General features: G+C 47.3%; 30 protein-coding genes. All 30 read right to left on the reverse strand.

The window, feature by feature from the left end; translation table 11 throughout:
• Window positions 1-6: 6 nt before the first annotated feature.
• On the reverse strand, window positions 7-1,773 hold the full coding sequence (locus tag A1sIIB106_RS05605; protein WP_095677642.1) for a hypothetical protein: 1,767 nt from the start codon (window positions 1,771-1,773) through the stop codon (window positions 7-9).
• A gap of 4 nt (window positions 1,774-1,777) precedes the next feature.
• Window positions 1,778-3,523, reverse strand: coding sequence for a hypothetical protein (locus A1sIIB106_RS05610; RefSeq protein ID WP_095677643.1), 1,746 nt, complete (start codon window positions 3,521-3,523; stop codon window positions 1,778-1,780).
• A complete protein-coding gene (locus tag A1sIIB106_RS05615) occupies window positions 3,520-5,163 on the reverse strand; it encodes a hypothetical protein (RefSeq protein ID WP_095677644.1) in 1,644 nt (547 codons plus the stop codon). The genes A1sIIB106_RS05610 and A1sIIB106_RS05615 overlap by 4 nt, the downstream gene beginning before the upstream one ends.
• Window positions 5,160-6,854, reverse strand: coding sequence for a hypothetical protein (locus tag A1sIIB106_RS05620; RefSeq protein WP_095677645.1), 1,695 nt, complete (start codon window positions 6,852-6,854; stop codon window positions 5,160-5,162). The genes A1sIIB106_RS05615 and A1sIIB106_RS05620 overlap by 4 nt, the downstream gene beginning before the upstream one ends.
• Window positions 6,855-6,977: 123 nt before the next feature.
• Window positions 6,978-8,864, reverse strand: coding sequence for a hypothetical protein (locus A1sIIB106_RS05625; RefSeq protein WP_095677646.1), 1,887 nt, complete (start codon window positions 8,862-8,864; stop codon window positions 6,978-6,980).
• A 105-nt stretch (window positions 8,865-8,969) separates the two neighbouring features.
• Entirely contained in the window at window positions 8,970-9,617 is a 648-nt protein-coding gene (locus A1sIIB106_RS05630; protein ID WP_095677647.1) for a hypothetical protein, read from the reverse strand.
• On the reverse strand, window positions 9,610-10,212 hold the full coding sequence (locus A1sIIB106_RS05635; RefSeq protein ID WP_095671513.1) for an RNA polymerase sigma factor: 603 nt from the start codon (window positions 10,210-10,212) through the stop codon (window positions 9,610-9,612). Before A1sIIB106_RS05635 ends, A1sIIB106_RS05630 begins: the two co-directional genes overlap by 8 nt.
• Before the next feature lie 21 nt (window positions 10,213-10,233).
• Entirely contained in the window at window positions 10,234-11,397 is a 1,164-nt protein-coding gene (locus tag A1sIIB106_RS05640; protein WP_095677648.1) for an MFS transporter, read from the reverse strand.
• Window positions 11,398-12,894 (reverse strand): tripartite tricarboxylate transporter permease, encoded by a 1,497-nt coding sequence (locus tag A1sIIB106_RS05645; RefSeq protein ID WP_095677649.1) that lies wholly within the window; start codon window positions 12,892-12,894, stop codon window positions 11,398-11,400.
• Window positions 12,891-13,379, reverse strand: coding sequence for a tripartite tricarboxylate transporter TctB family protein (locus A1sIIB106_RS05650; protein WP_095677650.1), 489 nt, complete (start codon window positions 13,377-13,379; stop codon window positions 12,891-12,893). Before A1sIIB106_RS05650 ends, A1sIIB106_RS05645 begins: the two co-directional genes overlap by 4 nt.
• A 6-nt stretch (window positions 13,380-13,385) precedes the next feature.
• Window positions 13,386-14,507 carry a Bug family tripartite tricarboxylate transporter substrate binding protein gene (locus A1sIIB106_RS05655; protein WP_095677651.1) on the reverse strand — a complete coding sequence of 374 codons (1,122 nt, stop codon included), beginning with the start codon at window positions 14,505-14,507 and terminating at the stop codon, window positions 13,386-13,388.
• Window positions 14,508-14,648: 141 nt separating this feature from the next.
• The gene (gene map, locus A1sIIB106_RS05660) at window positions 14,649-15,461 is read right to left on the reverse strand and encodes a type I methionyl aminopeptidase (RefSeq protein ID WP_095677652.1); all 813 of its coding nucleotides are present in this window, start codon (window positions 15,459-15,461) and stop codon (window positions 14,649-14,651) included.
• A gap of 13 nt (window positions 15,462-15,474) precedes the next feature.
• On the reverse strand, window positions 15,475-16,110 hold the full coding sequence (locus A1sIIB106_RS05665) for an adenylate kinase (RefSeq protein ID WP_095677653.1): 636 nt from the start codon (window positions 16,108-16,110) through the stop codon (window positions 15,475-15,477).
• Window positions 16,110-17,405: a preprotein translocase subunit SecY gene (gene secY, locus A1sIIB106_RS05670; RefSeq protein ID WP_095671520.1), complete on the reverse strand. Its 1,296-nt coding sequence runs from the start codon at window positions 17,403-17,405 to the stop codon at window positions 16,110-16,112. The genes A1sIIB106_RS05665 and secY overlap by 1 nt, the downstream gene beginning before the upstream one ends.
• Window positions 17,406-17,457: 52 nt before the next feature.
• A complete protein-coding gene (gene rplO / locus A1sIIB106_RS05675; RefSeq protein WP_095671521.1) occupies window positions 17,458-17,898 on the reverse strand; it encodes a 50S ribosomal protein L15 in 441 nt (146 codons plus the stop codon).
• A 2-nt stretch (window positions 17,899-17,900) separates the two neighbouring features.
• On the reverse strand, window positions 17,901-18,083 hold the full coding sequence (gene rpmD / locus A1sIIB106_RS05680; protein WP_095526899.1) for a 50S ribosomal protein L30: 183 nt from the start codon (window positions 18,081-18,083) through the stop codon (window positions 17,901-17,903).
• Window positions 18,083-18,724 (reverse strand): 30S ribosomal protein S5, encoded by a 642-nt coding sequence (gene rpsE / locus A1sIIB106_RS05685; protein WP_095671522.1) that lies wholly within the window; start codon window positions 18,722-18,724, stop codon window positions 18,083-18,085. The genes rpmD and rpsE overlap by 1 nt, the downstream gene beginning before the upstream one ends.
• Window positions 18,724-19,101: a 50S ribosomal protein L18 gene (gene rplR, locus A1sIIB106_RS05690; RefSeq protein WP_095671523.1), complete on the reverse strand. Its 378-nt coding sequence runs from the start codon at window positions 19,099-19,101 to the stop codon at window positions 18,724-18,726. The genes rpsE and rplR overlap by 1 nt, the downstream gene beginning before the upstream one ends.
• Complete coding sequence (gene rplF / locus A1sIIB106_RS05695) at window positions 19,101-19,640, reverse strand: 50S ribosomal protein L6 (protein WP_095671524.1); 540 nt, start codon at window positions 19,638-19,640, stop codon at window positions 19,101-19,103. Before rplF ends, rplR begins: the two co-directional genes overlap by 1 nt.
• Before the next feature lie 6 nt (window positions 19,641-19,646).
• The gene (gene rpsH, locus A1sIIB106_RS05700) at window positions 19,647-20,051 is read right to left on the reverse strand and encodes a 30S ribosomal protein S8 (protein ID WP_095671525.1); all 405 of its coding nucleotides are present in this window, start codon (window positions 20,049-20,051) and stop codon (window positions 19,647-19,649) included.
• Window positions 20,052-20,158: 107 nt separating this feature from the next.
• Window positions 20,159-20,344 (reverse strand): type Z 30S ribosomal protein S14, encoded by a 186-nt coding sequence (locus A1sIIB106_RS05705; RefSeq protein ID WP_095526894.1) that lies wholly within the window; start codon window positions 20,342-20,344, stop codon window positions 20,159-20,161.
• 2 nt (window positions 20,345-20,346) lie between these two features.
• Entirely contained in the window at window positions 20,347-20,904 is a 558-nt protein-coding gene (gene rplE, locus A1sIIB106_RS05710) for a 50S ribosomal protein L5 (RefSeq protein WP_095671526.1), read from the reverse strand.
• The gene (gene rplX / locus A1sIIB106_RS05715) at window positions 20,904-21,215 is read right to left on the reverse strand and encodes a 50S ribosomal protein L24 (RefSeq protein ID WP_095671527.1); all 312 of its coding nucleotides are present in this window, start codon (window positions 21,213-21,215) and stop codon (window positions 20,904-20,906) included. The genes rplE and rplX overlap by 1 nt, the downstream gene beginning before the upstream one ends.
• Window positions 21,216-21,217: 2 nt before the next feature.
• Window positions 21,218-21,586 carry a 50S ribosomal protein L14 gene (gene rplN / locus A1sIIB106_RS05720; RefSeq protein WP_095526891.1) on the reverse strand — a complete coding sequence of 123 codons (369 nt, stop codon included), beginning with the start codon at window positions 21,584-21,586 and terminating at the stop codon, window positions 21,218-21,220.
• A gap of 15 nt (window positions 21,587-21,601) precedes the next feature.
• Complete coding sequence (rpsQ, locus tag A1sIIB106_RS05725; protein ID WP_095671528.1) at window positions 21,602-21,865, reverse strand: 30S ribosomal protein S17; 264 nt, start codon at window positions 21,863-21,865, stop codon at window positions 21,602-21,604.
• Complete coding sequence (gene rpmC, locus A1sIIB106_RS05730) at window positions 21,865-22,077, reverse strand: 50S ribosomal protein L29 (RefSeq protein ID WP_095671529.1); 213 nt, start codon at window positions 22,075-22,077, stop codon at window positions 21,865-21,867. Before rpmC ends, rpsQ begins: the two co-directional genes overlap by 1 nt.
• 1 nt (window position 22,078) lies before the next feature.
• Window positions 22,079-22,492 carry a 50S ribosomal protein L16 gene (rplP, locus tag A1sIIB106_RS05735; protein ID WP_095671530.1) on the reverse strand — a complete coding sequence of 138 codons (414 nt, stop codon included), beginning with the start codon at window positions 22,490-22,492 and terminating at the stop codon, window positions 22,079-22,081.
• Window positions 22,493-23,281 (reverse strand): 30S ribosomal protein S3, encoded by a 789-nt coding sequence (rpsC, locus tag A1sIIB106_RS05740; protein ID WP_095677654.1) that lies wholly within the window; start codon window positions 23,279-23,281, stop codon window positions 22,493-22,495.
• Entirely contained in the window at window positions 23,281-23,742 is a 462-nt protein-coding gene (gene rplV / locus A1sIIB106_RS05745) for a 50S ribosomal protein L22 (protein ID WP_420021959.1), read from the reverse strand. The genes rpsC and rplV overlap by 1 nt, the downstream gene beginning before the upstream one ends.
• On the reverse strand, window positions 23,735-24,016 hold the full coding sequence (gene rpsS, locus A1sIIB106_RS05750) for a 30S ribosomal protein S19 (protein WP_095671533.1): 282 nt from the start codon (window positions 24,014-24,016) through the stop codon (window positions 23,735-23,737). The genes rplV and rpsS overlap by 8 nt, the downstream gene beginning before the upstream one ends.

Genomic DNA, 24,016 nt, shown 5'->3' on the forward strand with positions numbered 1-24,016 from the left:
ACCTGCCTACTTCTTCTTATAGCCAGCCGGACACTTTGGTTTTACCGCCGTCACCTTTTTACTGGTCTTGCCTTTGATACATGTAATTGTGACAGCCTTCGCAACCGGTTTGGCTGAGGCGCTCGGGGTTGGAGTAGCAGATGCAGTAGGAGTTGGTGTTGGCGCTGGTGCATCTTGTTCAAGTTTTACCTTGATAGTTGGTGATGAATAAGTAAATCCACCTGCAGAAAGATAGAGCCAGCCGTTCTTCTCACCAAGAATTTCAGTTGCGACCTTTTGATTTCCTTGATCATTAACAATTGAAAGCTCAGCCCTAATTGGTGCGCTAGTAAATCCATAAACGCATCGAGCAACATCTGAGCGCATAATCAAGTCATAAGTTCCAAGGAATTCATCACCCTTTGTTGTGAAGTGAGGTGCGGCTACTTTATATTCAAGAGTGCCTTCACCCTTATTTAGAGATGGCGGCCCAGCGGAATATTGAGTTGCATTTGTTGTGACAATTCCGGTTACACCTTTATCGCCACTGGTGAAGCACTGCGAAGCACCTTGAGTTTCATTTTCATCAAGTGTACGTACCGACCATGTACCCATGAGAGTTGTTGCCTTATCCCCCACAAAAGGTAGCCACACCTTTAATTGATCCATGCCAAATTTACTTGAAGCCGAAGGAGCAATGATCACATTTCTCGTCATTGGATCTTCAGTACAGGCGCTACGTCCACAACCTTGCGGCGCTCCATTTGAATTTGGAGATCGAAGTGCGACCTCTGGCTTGTATCCACCTGTTTTAATGTCGTACTCATCTTTGAGTGCTTGTGGCATCTCTGGATAGCGATACATCTTATAAACCACTGGAACGGCGACAGGATTTGCTGCGATATAGAAGGAATATCCACTGCTAATTTCGGTAAATGACACGTCTGGCTTTGCAATTCTGCCGTGCAACCAGCCCTTTGGCTTATTTTGAAGCTTTAGCTTTATATAGAACTTTTTATCGGCAGGGAATGAATATCTCTGAGCGCACAATCTTTCTTTAGCGCTACCTGCCACACAGAAGCTAGTTCCAGAAAAACCGAAGCTAGCAAATCGCCATTGACCAGCAGGATGACCATCACCGGCGCCTTTCGACATTGACATACCAGAATCAATTTCTTGGATTGCACTATCGCCAGATTCGAGTTTCACCGGAAAAATCTCGATATTCAAAGCTTGTAAATCTGCCCCATTCGCTTTATTCAGCGTGCCCTGCGTCAGTGCTGATACGTAATACAAGGTTCCACCGTCGTGTGGTGCACTCGGTAAATCAAAGATACTTCCCGTGGCACCAAACGGTAACCGTAATTTCTCGGATGCTTCAAATTTGTTTAGCGCCTCATTAGGAAAGTATCGCGAAAAAGCGGCCTTAGTTGTTTCACCACCGGAACTAATCACACCAAAATCTTCAATGCAGTAGACCGTACTAATAGTTCCGCACACAGGCAGCATCGATTTAAAATCGAGTGATCCTGCGGTGCAATTAGGGTCTTCTGCGCTCTTACATGTTGGATCTTTATAAGCATCGCTTTGGTACTTCTGAAAATCAATCAAATATGAGGCTGGTGTTCCTGGAGGGGAATCCAAGAATCTCTGAATATGCATACCGCGATCCGCATCGTTCGGAACGGCCCAGCTTCGTCCCGCATCTCCGACCGTTTCACCTGCAGCAACTACGGCGGAAGAGCCACCAAATACAAATGCGATGGCAACGATTATTGAAGTTAGTTTTTTCATATCTCTATCTCTTCTTATATCCGGCTGGGCACTTAGGGTTTACTGCAGTAATTTTTTTGGTGGTTTTACCTTTAATGCAAGAGATGGATGTCTTCTTCTGCACAGCTGGCTTAACAGCAGGAACTGGCGTTGGACTTGCCTCAGGATTTGGAGTCGCAACAACAACTGGCTTCTCTTGAGAGAGTTTTACCTTCACTACTGGATTCGAGAAAGTAAATCCGTTTGCAGAAAGCTTTAACCAACCACCTTTTTCGGTGAGAGACGTTGTTGCAACGCGCGCTTGGCCATCTGAAGATGTAACAGAAACTGTGGCCTGAATTGGAGCATCTGTGAAACCGTAAAGGCAGCGCGCAACCTGTGCATTAATAACTAAGTTATATGAACCCAGAAATTCTTTACCGTCCGGCAAGTAATGCGGCGCAGCTACTTTGTAATCCAAAGATTCTTCGCTCTTGTTAAATACAGGTGGGCCGGATAAATACTGGGTCGCATTGGTGCTAACAAATCCGCTTAAATTCGAAATGTTCCGATAGCAAACATCGCTTGTTCCATCAGAGCCCATTGTTTCCCAACGCCAAATTGTTGGAGCTTTGCTTGCCTTGTCTTTCAAAGAAGGCATCCATGCTAAAAATTCATCCATGGACTCTTGATCGGGTCGCAAGAAGCGAAGTACTGATACCCAGAATTCTGAAGCACATCCATTTGTTGCCGCGCCGCCGGTTGGATCGTTAGTACATCCAAAGCCAGCTCCGCCAACAGGTTGTCTTACCTTTGAATAGAATTCTGCCATTGACTTAGTTACTTCGGATTTCTTAATCCATCCGTACGCACTTGGGACCAGAATAGGGTTTCCTTGAATAGAGACAACTTGATTGCCGCTCGAATCCAAACTAATTTCGGAAGTTACACCATCCATACGCCCATGCAGCCAGCCTTTAACGGGGTTAGATAATCGCAACTTGAATCCGAATTGTGCATTCAGCGGAAGTGGGTACGGTTGTGCACATTCTGTGCCCGAATAAATTGGACAAGCCACAGTTGGGTTTGTCCAAGCGCCTAAACTCAAATCCAACTTGTTGTACCAATTCAGCGATGTTTGAATGCCTGGCAAACTATTATTTTTGGATTCAACCTTTACTGCGTAAATCGAAGCTCTGATATTTGGCGCATCAAATTTACTTGAGTTTGGAAGACGATAACCATCTGCGGTAACGACAACTAAATATTTATTTCCGCCAGCATGTGGAAGTCCCGGAATCGTAATCAGCGGCGCAGATCCACCCGATGGCAGTCCTACAGTTGAATCCCCTTTGAAATCTCCTGCACGCACGCCTGGAAATTGTTCTTTAGACGAGATTTCTAAGTTTGTCCCATCCTGATTTTTGACCGTTATTTCTGAAATACAGTCGGTTGAATCAGCAGTAGCGCAAATGCCTAGTTGAGCTTTGTATTGAAAGACTGATGCACCAACACATGCAGTGTCAGAGAGTGAGTTACAGAAACCAACACCCGTAACTTTGCTAACACCTATCTCATTTCCATCACTTTTCTTCCCAACTAGATAGTTGATATTTGTTGGGTATTCGCCTAAACCATTTGCTGACAAGCCGTAAGTTGGAAATAACTTCGGACTATCGGCAGGCATCTCAAGAACGTACTGTTCATCAGGTATTTCTGCACCAGTCGCCGGAATCGCAATTCCTACGAGAACTACGGTTGATAAAAATGCCGATAATAGTTTTTTCTTCATTTCTTCTTATACCCCGTTGGACACTTTGGATTGACGGCTGTTACTTTCTTAGTTGTCTTACCCTTTACACATGTAATTGAGGTTTTCTTTGCAGCAGCTGGTTTTGTGGCAGCTGGAGTCTGGGCAGGCGTTGGCGTACCTTCTTGCGACAGTCTTACTTTGATCGTTGGGTTTGAATAAGTGAAACCTTTAGCTGAAAGACGTAGCCAATTGTTTTTCTCGGATACGAGAGTTGTAGCTTTCTTGGCTTCGCCATCTGCATAAACAACGCTTAGCGTTGCCTGAATTGGGGCGCTGGTGAATCCGTAGATACAACGTGCAATATCTGAACGAATCGCTAGGTCATAAGTTCCAATTTGCACTTGGCCTTTAGAGTCGTAATGCGGTGAAGCGACTTTGTATGCCAAGTCTCCGTTTTGGAACTTCGGTGGCCCGGCAATATAGGCATTTGAGTTGGTGGTAACCATTCCGGCAACACCTGAATCTCCAATGCATTTCGCATAATCTTGATAACCCTGCATAGTTCTAAATGACCATGTTGATACGGTGGCGTAAGCCTTATCTTTAGCCACACCCACCCAGAGCATGTAACGTTCGAAGAATTTATCGTCAAATGAAGGATTGCGTTCATCCATTACCGCTTGAGTTTTTCGATCTTTCGAATCTCCGATGAAATAAGCAACACCTGCAAATTGGTTTCCACGAGAGATGAACTCTTCTTGAATCATTGAATCTAACTTTGCTGGCAGGTCCGTATTTTTTGCCCAAACAGCAAGAGTAGGAACGGTGATTGCCGAACCTTCAATATTGATAAGTGTCTGTCCATCACTGGTTTTTTCGCTGCTGATTTCAGGCGAACTCAAGCGGCCATGGAACCAGCCAATGATCTTGGCACCGGTTTTAACAGAAACTTTAAATGAGGAATCCTGCGGGAATGGCCACCGCTTGAAGCAGTTGGTCTTAGTAGTAAAGAAACAGGTATCCATCTGCGCGCCATCGATTGGAAGCTTAGATACTGCATAAAGACCGACATCCAGATTTGATGGGCCTGTTCCAGCAACATTTTGAAATTCAGCATTTAACTTTGGAATAAGTAGATACTGATCTCCTCCTTGGTGAGTCATCCCAGGTATTGTCCAAATTGAAACGTTTCCGCTATTTGGAATACCCCTCTGGATATCTCCCGTAAATGGCGTGTTATATCTATTTCGAGAATTTGTACTCATCTGTGAAAAAGAAGAAGTTAGAGTTTCGACAAGTGTTGCAGATATTAATGGGTTTTCTCCAATGCGGCCTGAAAGGCTGACTACGCAATCCCTTGTTCTCAAATCAGAACAAGGAGAGAGCGGGGTTTCGAAGAAGAGGTAATTGCTGCTCTTGCAAGGTTCTTCTTGCGAAGATAGACACGTGGTAGCCCCACTATCGGCAAAGTTCGCACTCCCCCATGCTTCTACATAGGTAAAGGCACGATAAAGAGTTCTTTGATCATCGTAATAAGCACCGGAGTAGCCACCAGTGTTTTCAACTGGAGGACGCGGGGTAGTTAATTGTTCATCTGGAATATCTGCAGCGATGACTGGAGAAAATACTCCTAGTGTTAAAGCAAATACTGTGCAAATTGCAATGAATAACTTTTTCATTTCTTCTTATACCCCGTTGGGCACTTTGGATTAACTGCGGTTACTTTCTTGGAAGTCTTTCCCTTTACACAAGTAATCGTCGCTTTTTTAGCGGTGGAAGGTTTAACAGTTGCAACTGGTGAAGGAGTTGGTGCCGGCGCTGCCTCTTGGGTTAGCTTCACTCGGACGGTTGGTGAAGAGAAGGTGAAGTTATAAGCAGCAAGATTAAGGAAGCCATCTTTTTCGCGAACCAAAGTTGTGGCAATGTTTGGTTCTCCTGATTCGGAGACGATTGAGATAGTTGCACCAATCGGTGCTTGCGAGAATCCGTATAGGCAGCGGGCAACTGCTGAACTCATAACAAGGTCATAGGTTCCCTTGAACACTTCACCTGATGAAGTTAAATGGGGTGCGGCAACCTTGTAATCCAATACGCCTTCACCCTTATCAAAGCTAGGTGGGCCATCTAGGTACTGGGCTGCGTTTGTCGACACAACGCCGGCAAAGCCATTTCCTTTAGCAAAGCAAGGATTCTGATTGGGATCACCAAAGGAAATCATGGTCTTTAACATCCACGCCGTTGGCATGCCTTGAGCCTTATCGCCAATCACTGGAAGCCAATTAACAAACTCTTTCATTGTGTTGGCATCATTGAAAGCGTTTCCGTCACGGCGAATTGCAATTTCAGAGAGAGATTGATCTTTGGTTCCAAAAGATACGCTTCCATAATTTGGCATTCCAGCGTAATACGCCTTCAGGCTTGTAGGCATCGCATCGTTATTTACCCAAACGTCAATTAGTGGAACCTTGATCGCATTTGCCTGAACTGTAAGGAGTTGCGTTCCGGAGGCTTCTTTTTCGATCGTGATATTCGGTGCTTTCATTCGCCCGTGTAGCCATCCGTCAAGTTTGTTATTCATTCTAAATTGCAGACCGAAGGCAACGTTTTGTGGAAGTGGATAACCCTTAGCGCATTCAGTTTCAAAGCTCATTACGCAGCGACCGGACTCTGGTGGATTTCCTACTGGTGCACCGATGGTCCAATCAACGCTTGGATACTGCTTTGGATCGATTGACATTGAGTTAAACCCAAAGGCACCTTTTTCGATTGCGACTGCGAAAATTCCAGTCTGCATACGTTGCATGTTAAATTTTGCAGTCGGTGAGTTATTGGCATCACGAACGCCAACCATCTCAGATTTAACTAGATACAAATCTCCACCGGCATGAGGTGCGCCAGGGATTCGAATCAGAATGGCTCCCCCGCCCGTAGGGAGATTTTGTGAAGCATCTCCGACAAAGTCAAACTTTCCTTTGTCTGCAAAGTTGCCCGCAGGGATGATCTCTAACTCTTTACCGTCATCTGTTTTTGCGAAGACCTTAGTTAGACAATCAACAGTAGTATTTGCATCGCAAATCTGTAGAACGGCGCGGTAGAACTGTCGAATTGTGAACTCGCAGCCAGCTTGCGAGAGTTTTGAACAGGCAGTGACGCTCTCTACTTTTCCGACTGAATCGAGCTTAAAGCTGATAAGTCCCGAATTGAATCGAGTGATTTCAGCAGAATCTTGTAGTAAATAGCCTTGGTGATTCTTGGCTGGGGCAGGTGACGATAAATGCTGTTCATCATATGAATCTGCGCCATGGGCAAGCGTTGGAGCAATTAGCGCTACCGAAATCAGTAGAACTACGAATTTTCCTAAACGCTTCACGCGATCCCCAGTCTTAGAAGTTTTTTAGAGTACTTACGAAGAGACCGCCCCCGGTTCACTAATTGCTTAGTGAACCGAGGAACGGTTTTGCCCTCGTTTATCTATATGGAAGAAGTGTCGAAACTACTTCTTCTTATAACCTGCTGGACATGCTGGCTTAACTGCGGTGATCTTCTTTACAGCCTTGCCCTTAACGCATGTGATGGTTGTCTTGTTCAAGATCTTGGCAGCAGGCTTGTAGCCCTTCTTGATGCCGATCTTGAGCTTTGGACGTGAGTATTCAAAGCCAGATACATCGATGATGATTCGGCCGTTCTTCACGCTGATGTTCTTGAGGAACGCTGCAGTTCCGCCTTCTTCTGTTGTTAGCGAGATTTCTAGAGCTGAAGCAGCATCATTTGGATTAGTCATACCCCAAAGAAGTGCAGCATCTGCTGTAGGAATTACCGCCTTGTAGAAGCCCTTGTTCACTGTCACACCATCTGGTGCAAAGTGAGGAGCAGCTGCGCGCCATGTGAATGCCTTATCCGCTTCGCTCCATACTGGAGTTGAAAGCCCGCAGACACCGTTTGAACCAACGTACATTCCACCGGAAGTACCTTCAACACCGAAGCCGGAGTTGTCGTCGTTGGCTGCCATAGCAATCATCTGGAATTGACGAACGTTGGCCTTTGATACGCCTTCTTCGCCTTCGCAATCCTTAACGTTCTTCGCAAGAGGAACGGTTACAGGAGTACCTGTGATTGAGATTGCGTTGTATTCGCCACCTGGCTCTTGCTTAACAACGATATCTGTACCAACAGCAACGGTAACGCCGGTCTGCATTTCGCCGACGCGAACCTTAACTGTAATTACGATATCTGAATCAAGGCTGACTGCATATGCCTTGTTACCGACCTGGCCTGCGAGGTTGGTCTTCTTATCAGCACCTGTAAGTGTTGGAAGAACATCGACGAATAGCATGCTTGATACGAACTCGTTAGGAGTACGTGCTTCAACATAAAGTCCGTCATAACCAAGTGCGCCAAGGTTTAGACCTTGCCAATCAGGGTGTGTCCAGCGACCGACAAGTGTGCGACCGGCTTCAGCTGGTGTACCAACTGCAACGCCAGGTTCTGGAGCAAGTGGAGCTGTTGCAGCTAATTCAGTTGCTTCAGCAGTTGCGCTCTCAGTAGTTGGTGTTGTTGTGGTTGCAGCAGCTGCTGGATCTGCAGGAACTGCAGCAGGTGTTCCGGCAACAGCCCATCCGTTAACAAGAGCATCGCGTGTAACCCAGATAGGAATGATGATTCCCTCTGTAGCCTTAAATGTCTTGGTAGCAGCATCGTAAGTTGTTCCCCATACTGGACGCTGTTGAGTTGCTGATAGTTCAGCAAGATCAATAAATGTCACGCCAGTAAAGTTAGCAATCTGCTTTGCTGCATCTGCTGCTGTTGGATAGAAGAAGAAGAACTTAACTTCATTATCAAGCACGAAGGCAACTGAACCCTTGTAGCAAGCACCAAATGTTGATTTAGTTGATGACTTAGTCGCGTTATTCCAGCAATCCATTGGATAGCTATAGAAATCTAGCGGCTTATTAATGTCATAAGTCTTAGTTTTTGGATCAAACTTCGCACCCTGTTCTGGGTGATTAGCTGTCCCGAAAAGTGAAGAGAGATCCTGCATTACGTATTTGCCTGAAGCAAGTACATCGCGCTGGTATTGAGACATCCACCAGTTGTTGTCGATTACTTTTCCACCCTTGATCTGTGCAACTGGTGCAAAGAAATCAACTGGTGTCTTCTTAGCTGGAACTTCTGCTCCGCTAGGCACATAGGTCAAAGGAATTTTCTGTCCTGAACCTGTGGCAATTGTTACTGATTCGATGCAATAAATACCGTTTTGAATTACACAGGCATTCATTGGTGACTTAGGCAGGCGGATAGTTGCAGCACTTGCTGAAGTAGCAGTGAGCAATCCCGCGAGCATTGCTAGGGACGCAGCCCCAGCGATTAGCTTCTTTTTCACATTTCCCCCATAGAGATAGGTGAAGCCACGGGTATGGCTTCATAGTGGTTACCGCACTATGGGGGCTAATTTATGCGCTTTGGGGGCAGGTAAAAAGGGGGTTTCCTAACGGAGTTGAGCTAGATACCAGTTCCACTGCCACGTTTCACGCGGAGATGTCTCCAAAGAATCCTTGAATTCAGGGAAGGTATAGACCAGCAGCGCCGTGCCTCCAGGCAGAACCGTTGTTGGCCGTGAGTCACTGACAATCGGGGTGTGATTGGTGAAGATGCCAAGTGATGGAGCAGTCGAAATCAAATCTTGAGTGTTGTTCTGCAGACTCAAAACCCAAGTAACTGGGCACTGTCCCCTGCCGCATCGCTCCCAAGAAATCTGTAAGCCCGTTGCAGTTAGCCCACCGAGAGTGTCACCGATTCCACCAGCACCACTAATAGCACCGAGATCGCCAACGCTCTGTTCCCATGTAACTGGGTAATCAGATTGCAGGCCAACGATCTCCGGCTGGCTATTTGAATTAGCGCCGTTAACTCCGCTATCAGATGCCACAATAATTGGAGCGGGTCTTTGAATTACTTCGTATATTCCAATGCTGGCTGCGCCAACGGCAATTACACCAAGTAAGGCAACGAGTGCGCGACGAATTCTTTGGCGGCGTACTTTGGCGATAATAATCGGAGCGAGGTCACGATTTTCTAGGACGCCAAGTGCCATCCACTGCATCTCGCGTTTAATTAGTGGATCTACATCACTCATTGTTATCCACCACTTCTGCGATTACCGTTTCGATTTCAGATGGTCGCTGAGAACTTCCAGTCAACTCTTTATTTGCAGATTTCTCTAACTCTGGAACTAACTCGACATAGGCAGCTACCGCTGCTTTGCCGCGGGCCAAGTGCGAAGCTGCAGTGCCCATTGGAATCTGCAGAACGTCAGCGACTTCACGCAAGACCATGCCGTGCTCGTAAATCAAAACAAGAACTGCGCGTTGTGCCGCACTCAGCGACTTTAGGGCTGCTTGGACAAGTAAGCGCTGAGTTACATCATCTGTTTGATCAACTAAGTCGCGAATATTTTCAGCCAGATCCCAGGAAGTTTCCTTCTCTTGCTGACGGCGCAACCATTTGCGACGCATATCGGCGTGCTTGCTTACCATCACGCGCATTAAATATGCTTCTGGATTTTCGTGGCTGCGGATCTTGCTCCAGCGCTTGTAAACATCTGCCAGCGCTTCTTGAAGAACATCTTCGGCGTTCTGGGTATCAAAACAAATTACCTTTGCAGCGCGCAGAAATGCCTTCTGGTTTTCACGTAACCAGAGGGTGAACTCAACTTGGTTCTGTTGGCTCATGCGCACTCCATGAGAGGAAGGTTACCTGCTTGCTGCACCAAAGAGCGAGGTCGCCAGCAATACTGATAGCCCGATAAATACTCCGCTTGCGCCAGCCGATGCGGCGAGTGCGCCTGCGGCGGCCGGTACTAAAAATTGTCCAAAGCGGTTGCCCATCAAGCGCGCTGAAACAGCAAGGGCGCGTTCATTGGCTGCTGTCTTTTGTGAAACCAAGGACATTGTTAACGGTTGGCCAATTCCAAGTGAAAATCCTGCGATAAAGACAATAGCGCCAAGAGTTAGTGGTGTTTTTGCAAAAGCCATACCTGCACACGCAATAACAGAGACCGTAGTGCTGACCATTAACAATTGATAGGTAGAGAAACGTGCACTTAATCTGCCGAGGAAGAAGCGAGAGATCATCGTTGTGCCAGCGCGAATCGCCAGAATTATTCCGATTGCATATGGAGAGAAGTTATTTTCTGTTCCAAATAGCGGCAAGAAAACAACGAGGACATCGGCAACAGATGAAATAGCTAGTGAGACATAAATCGCTGCCAAAATTCCGGGCTTCTTTAATAATGCAATTGCTGCGGCGTAAGTGCCTTCATCAGATTTAGCTTCAACACTTGGCTTTTCTTTACGCCAGTTGATAACCGGCACTAGTGCAACCACACAAAGGACAAACCCTAAAAGAAATGCGTTAGATGTTGATTTAGGTAGCGTTCCATCAGAACCAGCAACAAGTGCAGCAACTAGCGGTCCAACCAAATGGCCAAGGGAGGCGCTAAATGTGTAGTAACCAAAGTACTTATCGTAATTTTCACGAGGTGCACGAAGTGCAACCATTGATTGGCCACCGACCATACAAGCCAAGTGAGAAATACCAGCAAATGCAGTTGCAATAGCCAGCGTGAAAACCGAGTTAGCAAAGACCAGGGCAACGGCGGTTAGCGCCATAGATAAAGTTCCGAAGATGATGAACTTTCCTTCACCGATCTTTCCAACCATCCGGCCAAATTGCAGCGCTAAGAGAACTGGAAAGAGTGCGTAAAGCGCAGCAACTACTCCGATTTCATATGTACTGGCATCGAGTTCAATTGCCCGATAGGTAATCATCGGACGAAGAACGTAGATCGTGGCCTGAGTAAGGGTAGAACTCAATAAGAGCGGACGCGCCCACGGCAAAAGTTTTTGGGACGCCATTTACTTCTTTAGTGCAAGCTTCTTCTTAAAGTTCCAGATCATCGGACCGATAATCACAATAAGGAGGATTACGTAGAGGATTTTTGACATTGGAGTTGCATATAGCGCGCTAAGTTCGCCACCGCTGATCTGTAGCGCACGGCGCATCTGAAGTTCTGCCATTGGCCCAAGAATTAGTCCAATAATTAGCGGGGTAATTGGAACTCCAAAACGGCGGAATGCAAAACCAATTACACCAACACCCAGCGCGATCCAGAGATCAAAGATTGCATTGTTCGCAACGTACGCGCCCATCAATGCGAAGGCGGTGATTCCGGAGAAGAGATAAGGGCGTGGAATATTTAGAAGTTTTGCCCAGACGCGCACAAGCGGCAAGTTGAGCAACAAGAGCAAGGTGTTACCGATAAAGAGTGAAGCGATTAAGGTCCATACGATTTCAGGGTTTGTTGAAAATAGCATCGGACCAGGTTGAATGTTGTAAGTTTGAAGAGCGACAAGAATTACCGCCGCTGTTGCTGAAGTTGGAAGACCAAGTGCAAGAAGTGGAACAAGCGCACCAGCGGCATTGGCATTGTTAGCAGCCTCTGGACCTGCAACGCCTTCAATGGCGCCATGACCAAATTCCTCTTTATTCTTCGATAAAGACTTTTCTGCCGCGTAACTTAAAAATGTTGGAACTTCAGAACCGCCAGCAGGAATAACTCCTAAGGGGAAACCAATCGCTGTTCCGCGAAGCCAGGGGCGCCAAGAACGTTTTAAGTCTTGGCGAGTCATGATCGCCTTGCCCTTCATTGGAATGATCGACCAACCTGTTGCTTTGGCACGCCCTGCGATATACAAAGCCTCACCGAGAGCAAAGAGTGAAACGATAACGGTTACTGTTTCAATTCCGTCGATTGCTTGCAGGCTTCCAAATGTTAAGCGCACAGCGCCAGATTGCAGATCAGAACCAACTAGCCCAATAACAAGACCTACGCCAAGAGAAGCCATACCACGCAACATCGAATTGCCTAAGAGAGTTCCTACAGTTGTAAAGGCGATCAACATCAGCGCAAAGAAATCTGCCGCCGTAACTTTAAAGGCCCATTCGGCAAGTGAAGGTGCGGTAAATGCCAAGATCGCAGTTGCAATTGTGCCCGCAATGAATGAACCAATAGCTGCAGTTGCAAGTGCAGAACCAGCGCGCCCGCGCTTTGCCATCTGATGGCCTTCAAGTGCCGTTATGACCGAACCGGATTCACCAGGAGTATTTAATAAAATCGAAGTTGTCGATCCGCCATACATGGCGCCGTAATAAATAGCAGCAAACATAATTAGCGCAGATGCCGGGCTAACTGAATAAGTAATTGGCAACAAGAGTGCAATAGCAAGCGCAGGTCCGATACCGGGAAGCACGCCGACTAGCGTTCCAAGAATTGTTCCAAGTAAACCGAAAAGTAGATTGTTTAAGGTAAGGGCTGAGGCGAAGCCCTCCATAAGCGAGTTAAAACTACTCATTCAAAGATCCCCAGGATTCCTGCTGGAAGGCCAACGTTTAGACCTTTAGAAAATGCAAAATAAACGATAAATGAGAAGATGATCGAGATAAGTAAATTCTTAAGTAGATTTTTGGCACCGTATGCAAAGGCGACGCCAAAGAACACCACTGTGCTCGCGATGATAAATCCAGCACGCTCAATTAAAAGTGGGTAGGTCAACATTGAGCCGGCGACCATGGCTAAAGATTTAAAGTCTGTCTTTTCAACTATTTCGCCGAACTGGGTTCCTTCAGGTACGCCGAGATTTCCGCGGAAAATTTGTACAAATAAACCAAGAGAAATAAAAATGACAAAACCGCTTACTACGTAAGGAAATATTTGCGGACCAACGGTTCCAGATCCCGGTGGAACTAACATCTTGGAAGTGTCGTATAGAACGACCAACCCAAGAATTAGGAGAGAGCCCGCAAAAGCGAGCTCTCCCCCAATCTTCTTAGATTTCAAGAGGACTTATGCCAAGCCAAGTGAAACTAGCGTGGTTGTGATGTCCTTCTTTTGTGATGCAAGGAATGCTTCGAAATCCTTGCCGTAATCTGTTTGGTTCTGCCAATCCTTAGCAACCAATGTTGCCTTCCAGGCATCTCCTGCACGAGTTACATCAACAGCCTTTAGCCAGTTAACGCGCTCTGCTTCGGTAAGTGCTGCTGGAGCAAGAATTCCGCGCCAGTTACCGAATGTGAAGTTGATTCCCTGCTGGATCAATGTCTGACCCTTGATTGACTTCAAACGTGATGGTGATGAAAGGGCTAGAACACGTAGCTTTCCGGCCTTTACAAATGAAGCGAATTCAGATGTACCTGAAACGCCAGCTACTGTCTGTCCGCTGAGTACAGAAGTTGTAACTTCTCCACCACCTGCGTATGGAACGTAGTTCATTTCAGTGGCTTTTCCGCCAGCTTTTTCAACTAGAAGACCCATGTAAACGTGGTCAACAGTTCCCTTAGATCCACCAGCGATAGGTAGCTTTGGATTTGCAACGATATCTGCGAGTAGTTGATTAATTGTCTTGTACTTAGAAGATGTAGGAACAACAATCGCTTCATATTCGCGCATCAATCCAGAGATTGCCTTTGAATCTGCTTGGTTTAGCTTTGACTTAGTTGAAGCAACGCCTGCAACCATCGCAAAACCTGTAATGAAAGCAAAATCTTTAGCCTTTTGATCTTGGAAGTATCCAAGACCTACAGTTCCGGATCCGCCTGACTTGTAAGAAACTGTGTAATCGCTAAGCATGCCTTCTGCCTTCATAGCATCAGCAAATGCGATTGCAGTGGTGCCGTAACCGCCACCTACGCCAGATGAAGCAACCCACTCAAGCTTTGAGAGTGGGGTTACATCTTTGTACCACCATTTCAACTTGCCTTTTAGGGTTCCAGTTGAAACTACCAAACAGGTTAGATCGGAGCCTTCGACTCCACGACCCTTTGCTACGCGACCTGCGGTAATGCAGTCATCGCCAGCCTTTGCAATTGCTGCAGCTTTTGGTGCAGCTGTTGCTGTTGGAGCAACTGTTGCAACCATTGAAAGCGCCAATGATGCAACTAGTGCACCAGCAAATTTCTTTTTTAACATCAAGACTCTCCTTTAAGAGTTAGCCCACGAGGGATGGGGTTTGAGAAAGGTTATGCGTTACTGGCTAGCCAGGTAAAGGGATTTTTATAACGATTTAACTAATTAATGTGAGGTCAAACACCCGGTTCGCGCCGCTGAGCGTCAGGAGAGAAGGTCGGAAACTACAACGCCGAGAGAGGCTAACTTTGCCCGTCCCCCGTCAGCAGCCGTTAATACAAATGGCTTTCCATCTGGCAAAAGTGCAAATGAATGCTCGAAGTGGGCACCTCTAGATTTATCTTGAGATACAACCGTCCAGTCATCACCTAAAACTTTTGTCTTATGTGTTCCACGAGTAATCATCGGCTCAATTGCAAGTGCCATCCCGACAATTAACTCAGGACCATTTCCACCTTTTCCAAAGTTTAAAACATGTGGCTCTTGATGCATCTCTGTACCAATACCGTGACCGCCGTACTCTTGCAGAATTCCGTACTTACCTTGCGAATCGATGTAATTTTCAATTGCTGCGCTGATATCAGTAAGGCGCGCACCTAATTTACCCGCGGCGATTCCGCGCCACATTGACTCTTCGCAGACATCCATAAGTTTTTGATCTTGTGCGTCAACGTTGCCGACTCCGACAGAAAATGCAGCATCGCCATGCCAACCATCGATGATTGCACCGCAATCGATTGAGACTAGATCACCATCGTTGATGAGGCGATCCCCAGGGATACCGTGAACGATTTCTTCATTTACTGAAACACAGATCGTTGCGGGAAAGCCGTGATAGTTAAGAAAGTTGGGGGTTGCACCGTTTCTTTTGATGCAGGCTGCTGCAACTGCATCGAGTGCGCTAGTTGTCATTCCTGGCTTAATCGCAGCTCGTATCGCTTGGTGAATTTCGGCGACTACTAAACCGGCGCGACGCATTACCTTTAATTGTTCAAGGGTTTTTATCTGGATCGCCATAAAAGTACTTTAGTTACGAGAGGCGACCGAGCGCAGTAATTGCATGCTCGGTGATTTCAGAAACGTTTCCGGCTGCTGGGATAGTGATCAATAAACCTTCAGAGCGGTAGAAAGAGATAATTGGCGCGGTCTGCTCTTCATAAACCTCAAGACGTCGTGCGATAACTTCTTCTTTATCGTCTTCGCGCTGGTATAGATCGGTGCCGCTGCAAGAAGAACAATTGGTTGCTCCTGCTTCATTGGATGCACCGCATCCACGACAGGTGCGACGAGAAGATAAACGCTTGATGATTTCATCTGATGCGATAGCAAGTTCTAGCGCTGCTTGCAGCGGAGTCTTAGCCTCGGCAAGAAATGCGCGAAGAACTTCAGCTTGCGCAACATTGCGTGGATAGCCATCTAGAAGAAAACCATTGGCAACATCGTCATGGGTTAGACGATCTTTGACCATATCGTTGGTGACTGAATCAGGAACGAGTTCGCCGCGATCCATAAATGCTTTTGCTTGGTTACCTAAATCAGTTCCGGCTTTCAAATTAGCGCGGAAGATATCGCCAGTTGAAATATGCGGAATTGAATAGTGCGCAGATAGGAATTGAGCTTGTGTTCCTTTACCAGCACCTGGTGGTCCAACCAGGATTAAACGCATTAGCGCAAGAACCCCTCATATGAACGCTGTTGCAACTGGCTTTCGATCTGCTTTGCAGTATCAAGACCAACACCGACAACGATCAGGATCGCAGTTCCACCGAATGGGAAGTTCTGAGTTGCACCGAAGACGATAAGTGCACCGATCGGAATAATCGCAACGAGTGCAAGATAGAGCGCACCTGGCGCTGTAATACGTGAGAGAACGTATTGCAGGTATTCAGAAGTTGGGCGACCGGCACGGATGCCTGGAATAAATCCGCCGTACTTCTTCATATTGTCTGCAACTTCATCTGGATTAAAGGTAATCGCTACATAGAAGTAGGTGAAGAAGATAATCAAAGCTGAATAAGCAGTTACATAAAAGACGTTATCGCCATTTACGAGGTTACGAGAAACCCATACTGCCCAAGCCGCTTGGCTATTGGTGAAGTTAACGATCAAAGATGGGATGTAGAGAAGCGATGAAGCGAAGATAACCGGGATAACGCCAGCCTGGTTTACCTTGATTGGAATATAAGTACTTGTTCCGCCGTAAGCCTGACGTCCAACCATGCGCTTTGCGTACTGCACAGGAATTCGACGTTGCGCTTGCTCAACGAATACAACCGCTGCAACAACTGCAATACCGACCGCTAAAACAACGATAAATGCGAAAAGACCCTTTTGAACGCGGATGCTCCAGAGTTGTCCAGGGAAGCTCGCTGCGATAGATGTAAAGATCAAGATAGACATACCGTTACCGATACCGCGATCAGTGATCAGCTCTCCGAGCCACATGATTACAGATGTACCGGCTGTCATAACGATGATCATCGTTGCGATGCGCTGCCATGAAGTATCAGGAATGATCGCTTCATTACAGCCTGAGATCAAACGACCAGGTGTACGAGCAACTGCAACCAAACCTGTTGATTGAAGTACTGCTAAACCGATTGTTAGATAACGGGTGTATTGAGTTAACTTCGCAGTTCCAGATTGTCCCTCTTTCTTAAGAGTTTCAAAGCGTGGAATTACAACTGTAAGAAGTTGAATAATGATCGAGCTGGTGATGTAAGGCATGATGCCAAGTGCAAAGACAGAGAGCTGAATGAGCGCTCCACCTGAGAACAAGTTGATCAGACCGAAGAGACCACCTGTTTGAACTTGGTTAAGACATGTCTGAACTGCTGTGTATGAAACGCCAGGAGTTGGGACGACTGAACCGAAGCGGAACAGAGCCATGATTGAAAGAGTGAAGAAGATCTTCTTGCGCAGATCTGGTGTCTTAAAAGCCATTCCAAATGCTGAAAGCATCAATCTTCTCCCTCTATCAAATCAAACTAGCTAAGTATTTTTCTAAGAAACCTTAGAGAACCTTGGTTGAACCACCAGCGGCAGCAATCTTTTCAACTGCTGATGCTGAGAATGCATGTGCTGTTACAGATACCTTGACAGCGATATCGCCATTGCCAAGAACCTTTACAGGCAAGCTATCGCGTACTGCGCCCTTAGCAATTAGATCCGCAACTGTTACATCTCCACCCTTAGGGAAGAGATCGTTAATTGTTGCAACGTTAACTGCCTGGTACTCAATACGTGCTGGGTTCTTAAAGCCGCGAAGCTTAGGCAAACGCATAACCAACGGAAGCTGGCCACCCTCAAAACCTGGGCGAACAGTGTTACGTGCATGCGTTCCCTTGCCACCGCGACCGGCGGTCTTACCCTTTGATGCTTCACCGCGACCCTTACGAGTCTTAGCTTTCTTTGCACCAGGGGCTGGACGAAGGTGATGAAGTTTTAGCGTCATCTTTATTCGACCTCCTCAACCTTGATCAAGTGACGTGCTGCGTACACCATGCCACGAATTTCTGGACGATCTTCTTTGACGACAACATCGTTGATGCGCTTTAGACCAAGTGAACGCAAGGTCTCGCGAATCTCAGGTTTGTTACCGACCTTAGATTTAATTTGAGTTACTTTTAAACGTGGCATTAGGCACCAACTGTCATCTGTGAAGCGCGGATAATTGCTGCAGGTGCAACATCTTCAAGTGGACGACCGCGACGAGCAGCGATTGCTGCTGGTGACTCAAGCATCTTCAACGCTGCAACAGTGGCGTGAACCATGTTGATTGCATTGTTTGAGCCGAGTGACTTGGTCAATACATCTGAGATGCCAGCACATTCGAGTACTGCACGAATTGGGCCACCGGCGATAACTCCGGTACCTGGGCTTGCTGGGCGAAGAAGAACTACGCCAGCTGCTGTTTCTCCTTGTACTGGGTGAGGAACAGTTCCTTGGATGCGTGGGACTACGAAGAATGACTTCTTTGCTTCTTCAACAGCCTTAGCGATCGCTTGTGGAACTTCCTTAGACTTTCCGTAACCAATACCGACTGTGCCATTGCCGTCGCCGACAACTACTAGTGCGGTGAATGAGAAACGACGTCCACCCTTAACAACTTTAGATACACGGTTGATAAAGACAACGCGCTCCATGTAAGGAGACTTGTCCTTTTCACGATCGTCGCGACGTTCACGGCGTTCGCCATTTCCGCGGCCACGGCCTTTTTCAGAAACCTTGTCAGCGCCCTTGTTGTCTGGTGCAGTTGCGGTTGTTGGATTTTCAGCCATTAGAACTCCAATCCGTTCTCTCGTGCACTATCAGCAAGTGCTGCGATACGACCTGTGTACTTATTTCCTGCGCGGTCGAATACAACGGTAGAGATACCGGCATCCTTTCCACGCTTTGCGATCAACGCGCCAATCTCGCGAGACTTTGCAGTCTTATCGCCAGTTGACTTGCGGAAGGCTTCTTCCATTGTTGATGCGTAAGCCAAAGTCTTACCTTGTGTGTCATCAATGATCTGTACGAAGAGGTGACGCGCAGAGCGAGAAACGACTAGACGTGGACGCGCAGGAGTGCCAGAGACCTTCTTGCGGACGCGGAAGTGACGACGGGCGCGAGCATTAGTAGCTGACCCCTTGCGGACTTTTACACCGATTGCCATTACTTCTTACCTGTCTTTCCTTGCTTACGGCGAACAACTTCGCCTGCCAAACGTAGGCCCTTGCCCTTATAAGGATCTGCCTTACGCAGTTTCTTAATCTTGGCTGCTACTTCACCAACGAGTTGCTTATCAATTCCGGTGATGTGCAACTTGGTTGGAGATTCAACCTTGTAAGAAATTCCTTCTGGAGCTAGGAATGGAACTGGGTGGCTATATCCGAGCAAGAATTCGAGATCCTTACCCTTCTCAGCAACGCGGTAACCAACACCGACGATGTCGATAGTTAGCGTGTAACCAGTTGTTACGCCGGTGACCATATTTGATACCAATGTGCGTGATAGGCCATGAAGTGAACGTGTAACGCGCTCTTCATTTGGACGAGCAACGGTGATAACACCATCTGCTTGTGAAACTTGAATTGGTTCAGCGACGTTTAGTGAAAGTGAACCCTTTGGTCCCTTAACTGAAACGTTCTGACCTGCGATTGTTACTTCAACGCCAGCAGGAACAGCGATTGGCATACGACCGATACGTGACATATTCGATCACCATACGTAGGCGAGAACTTCTCCGCCTACACCCTGTTTGTTGGCTTGCTTATCAGTCAGCAATCCAGATGAAGTTGAAATGATTGCAACGCCGAGTCCACCAAGTACTTTTGGTAGAGCTGTTGACTTTGCGTAAACGCGAAGTCCTGGCTTGCTTACGCGGCGAAGACCGGCGATTGAACGCTCGCGGTTTGCACCGAACTTGAGGTCAAGAACTAGGTCCTTGCCAACACCGTTTGTTGCTGATTCAACGCGATAGCCTGCGATGAAACCCTCCTTTTGAAGGATCTCTGCAATGCGTGCTTTAACCGATGAAGACGGCATTGAAACCGAATCATGGTAAGCAGAGTTCGCGTTGCGCAGACGTGTCAACATGTCTGCGATCGGATCTGTCATTGTCATACGTGGCCTATGGCCTTTCTCGAAACAGTATCCAAGCAATTTGCCTGGACTTTCTTCGTTGTAGTTTTAACTAGCTTGCTCCGGTAAAAATGATGGCGCCATCATTTTTACCAAGAAGCCTTTGTAATACCTGGAAGTTCACCACGGTGCGCCATTTCACGGAAACAGACGCGGCAAATTCCAAACTTTTGATAGACAGAGTGCGGACGGCCGCAACGCTGACAACGTGTATAGCCACGAACCTTGAACTTAGGCTTGCGAGCAGCTTTAACCTTGAGTGATGTCTTTGCCATTCTTATGCCTCCCGGAAAGGAAAACCGAGCAACTTCAAGAGTGCGCGGCCTTCTTCGTCGTTCTTCGCTGTGGTTACAACAGTGATATCCATACCGCGTGGGCGATCGACCTTATCTTGTTCGATTTCTGGGAATACAACCTGCTCGGTTAGACCGAATGTGTAGTTGCCCTTGCCATCGAATTGCTTAGGTGAAAGTCCACGGAAGTCGCGGATACGTGGAAGAGAAATTGAGAGTAAGCGATCTGCGAACTCCCACATACGATCTCCACGCATTGTTACGTGTGCACCAATTGGCATACCTTCACGCAACTTGAACTGCGCGATTGATTTGCGTGACTTGGTTACTTGTGGCTTCTGGCCTGTGATGATTGCTAGATCGCGGACTGCGCCTTCGATTAGCTTAGAATCACGAGCAGCTTCGCCAACACCCATATTTACAACGATCTTTACGAGCGTTGGAACCTGCATTGGATTTTTATATCCAAATTGAGTCGTAAGTGCGCCAGCGATTTCGCTACGGTAACGAGCCTTTAAACGAACATCAGTCGTTGTTGACATTAGATGTCCTTTCCGGTGCGACGTGAGATGCGAACATTTTTGCCTTCTTCATCTTTACGAACGCCAAGGCGAGTTGCCTTGCCATCGCCATCGACGACCATGACATTTGAAATGTGAATTGTTGCTTCAGCAGTAACGATTCCGCCGACCTTGACGCCGCGTTCGGTTGTTGACTCTTTGGTGTGGCGCTGTACGCGGTTAACACCTTCAACAAGAATGCGGTTCTTATCAACATCGAGAACCTTGCCTGTAACACCCTTGTTCTTGCCAGCGATTACGAGCACTGTGTCATCTTTCTTGATCTTCGCCATGGTTAGAGCACCTCCGGAGCGAGTGAAATGATCTTCATGAACTTCTTGTCGCGAAGTTCGCGAGCAACTGGTCCGAAGATACGAGTTCCGCGAGGTTCGCCATCTGCTTTAAGGATGACTGCTGCGTTCTCGTCAAATTTGATGTAAGAACCGTCTGGACGACGACGTTCTTTAACTGTACGAACGATGACAGCCTTTACGACTTCACCCTTCTTTACTTGTCCGCCAGGAATTGCATCCTTAACAGAACAGACGATGATGTCTCCGATACCGGCGTAACGACGGGAGGAGCCACCGAGAACACGAATACAGAGAAGCTCTTTGGCTCCTGTGTTATCCGCGACGCGTAGGCGCGATTCTTGTTGAATCATTTTTTATCCTGCCCCTTACTTAGCTTTCTCGATGATTGAAACTAGACGCCAGCGCTTTGATGCTGAAATTGGTCGTGTTTCCATGATCAAAACACGATCTCCAGTACCTGCGCTATTGGTCTCGTCGTGAGCCTTTAGCTTTGTTGAACGAGACATAACCTTTGAGTACATACCGTGCTTTACGCGGTTTGATACTTCAACGGTGATCGTCTTATCCATCTTGTCTGAAATGACAATGCCTTCACGTGTCTTGCGATCTGCGCGATTTTCGGTAGTCATTAGGCAGCGCCTCCGATTCCTAGTTCGCGTTCGCGGATAATTGTGTAAAGACGTGCGATCTCCTTGCGGACTGCTCCGAGGCGACCATGTGATTCGAGCTGACCAGTAGCAGCCTGGAAGCGCAGATTAAAGAGTTCCTCTTTAGCCTCACGCACCTTCGATGCTAATTCGTCATCGGTTAATTGGCGTAGTTCTTCATTAACGTTAGCCACTTTATGCCTCCTCACGCTTTACTACACGACACTTCATTGGAAGCTTATGAATCGCAAGACGCATAGCTTCAGTTGCAATCGCTTCTGTTACTCCAGAGATTTCAAACATGATGCGACCTGGCTTCACGTTTGCAATCCACCATTCAGGTGAACCTTTACCGGAACCCATACGAGTTTCAGCAGGCTTCTTTGTAATTGGACGATCTGGATAAATATTGATCCAAACTTTTCCACCGCGCTTGATATAGCGAGTCATCGCAATACGAGCAGCTTCGATCTGACGGTTGGTTACGTATGCAGGCTCTAGAGCTTGGATACCGAAGTCACCGAATGCAACAGCTGTTCCGCCCTTTGATGCGCCTGAACGCGATGGGTGGTGCTGCTTACGGTGCTTGACCTTACGAGGAATTAACATTTACGCCTCGCCTCCTTCAGTTGCTGGTGCTGTTGCTTCTACAACTGGTGCTGCTTGAGTAGTTGTAACTTCTGCACGTGGTGCACGTGGTGTGCGAGGTCCGCGACGTTCTGGCTTTGGAGCGCGTGCTTCTGCAAGCGCCTTTTCAGCGCGCTCTGCGCGTGAACCAATAACTTCACCCTTGTAGATCCAAACCTTTACACCCAAGCGACCGAATGTTGTTGCGGCTTCATAGAAACCGTAATCAATATCAGCGCGAAGTGTGTGCAATGGAACGCGACCTTCACGGTAGAACTCGGAACGTGACATTTCTGCGCCACCAAGACGACCACCGCACTGAACACGAATGCCCTGTGCTCCGGCCTTCATCGCTGACTGCATTGACTTCTTCATTGCGCGGCGGAAAGAAACGCGAGCAGCAAGCTGTTCTGCAATTCCTTGTGCAACAAGTTGCGCATCAATCTCTGGGTTCTTAACTTCGAGAATGTTTAGCTGTACTTGCTTGCCGGTTAGCTTCTCAAGCTTCTGACGGAGTACGTCAGCTTCTTGTCCGCGACGACCAATGACGATGCCAGGACGCGCAGTGTGTAGATCGATACGGACGCGATCGCGAGTACGTTCGATCTCAATGCGAGATACGCCTGCGCGCTCCATACCTTTCTGCATCATGCGACGGATTTCGACATCTTCCTTGACGTAATCCTTGTAAAGCTTGTCTGCATACCAACGTGACTTGAATTCAGTTGTGATGCCCAGGCGGAACCCGTGTGGGTTAACTTTTTGACCCATTACTTGGTCGCTCCCTTCGCTGAATCATCAGCACGCTTTGGATTACGTGTCTGAGTCTTTGTTGATGTACGTGAAATTGATTTGCTAGTTGCCTTTACATCGCTAACTGCAACTGAGATATGGCTTGAGCGCTTCAAGATACGGAAACCGCGACCTTGTGCACGTGGGCGGAAACGCTTCATTGTGCGTCCTTCGTCCACGAGAGCTTCAACAACCCAGAGTTCAGATGCGTCGCGAATTGCAGGGTTTTTAGCCTTTGCATTTGCAACAGCAGAGTTAAGGAGTGTGTAGACATCTGAACCTGCAGCCTGTGGCGCAAACTTCAGAACGTTAAGTGCTTCGTCTGCACGCATTCCACGAACCAAGTCGACAACGCGACGAGCCTTCTGTGGTGTGTGGCGGATGTCGCGCAATACGGCGCGAGCGATCAAAGTATCTGCTTGAGGAGTTGTATTAGCCACGAGCTGCTCTCCGATCATCTTTAACGTGTCCACGGAATGTACGAGTTGGTGCGAATTCACCAAGCTTGTGTCCGATCATTGCGTCAGTTACGAAAACCGGAACGTGCTTGCGGCCATCGTGTACTGCGATTGTGTGTCCGATCATTGAAGGAATAATCATTGAGCGGCGTGACCAGGTCTTGATCACGTTCTTAGTGTTGGCATCGTTCTGTGCATCCACCTTCTTGGTGAGATGTCCATCAACGAATGGACCCTTCTTGAGACTTCTTGGCAT

The sequence above is a fragment of the Candidatus Planktophila lacus genome (assembly GCF_002288325.1).
In the GTDB taxonomy this organism is placed as follows: Bacteria; Actinomycetota; Actinomycetes; order Nanopelagicales; family Nanopelagicaceae; genus Planktophila; species Planktophila lacus.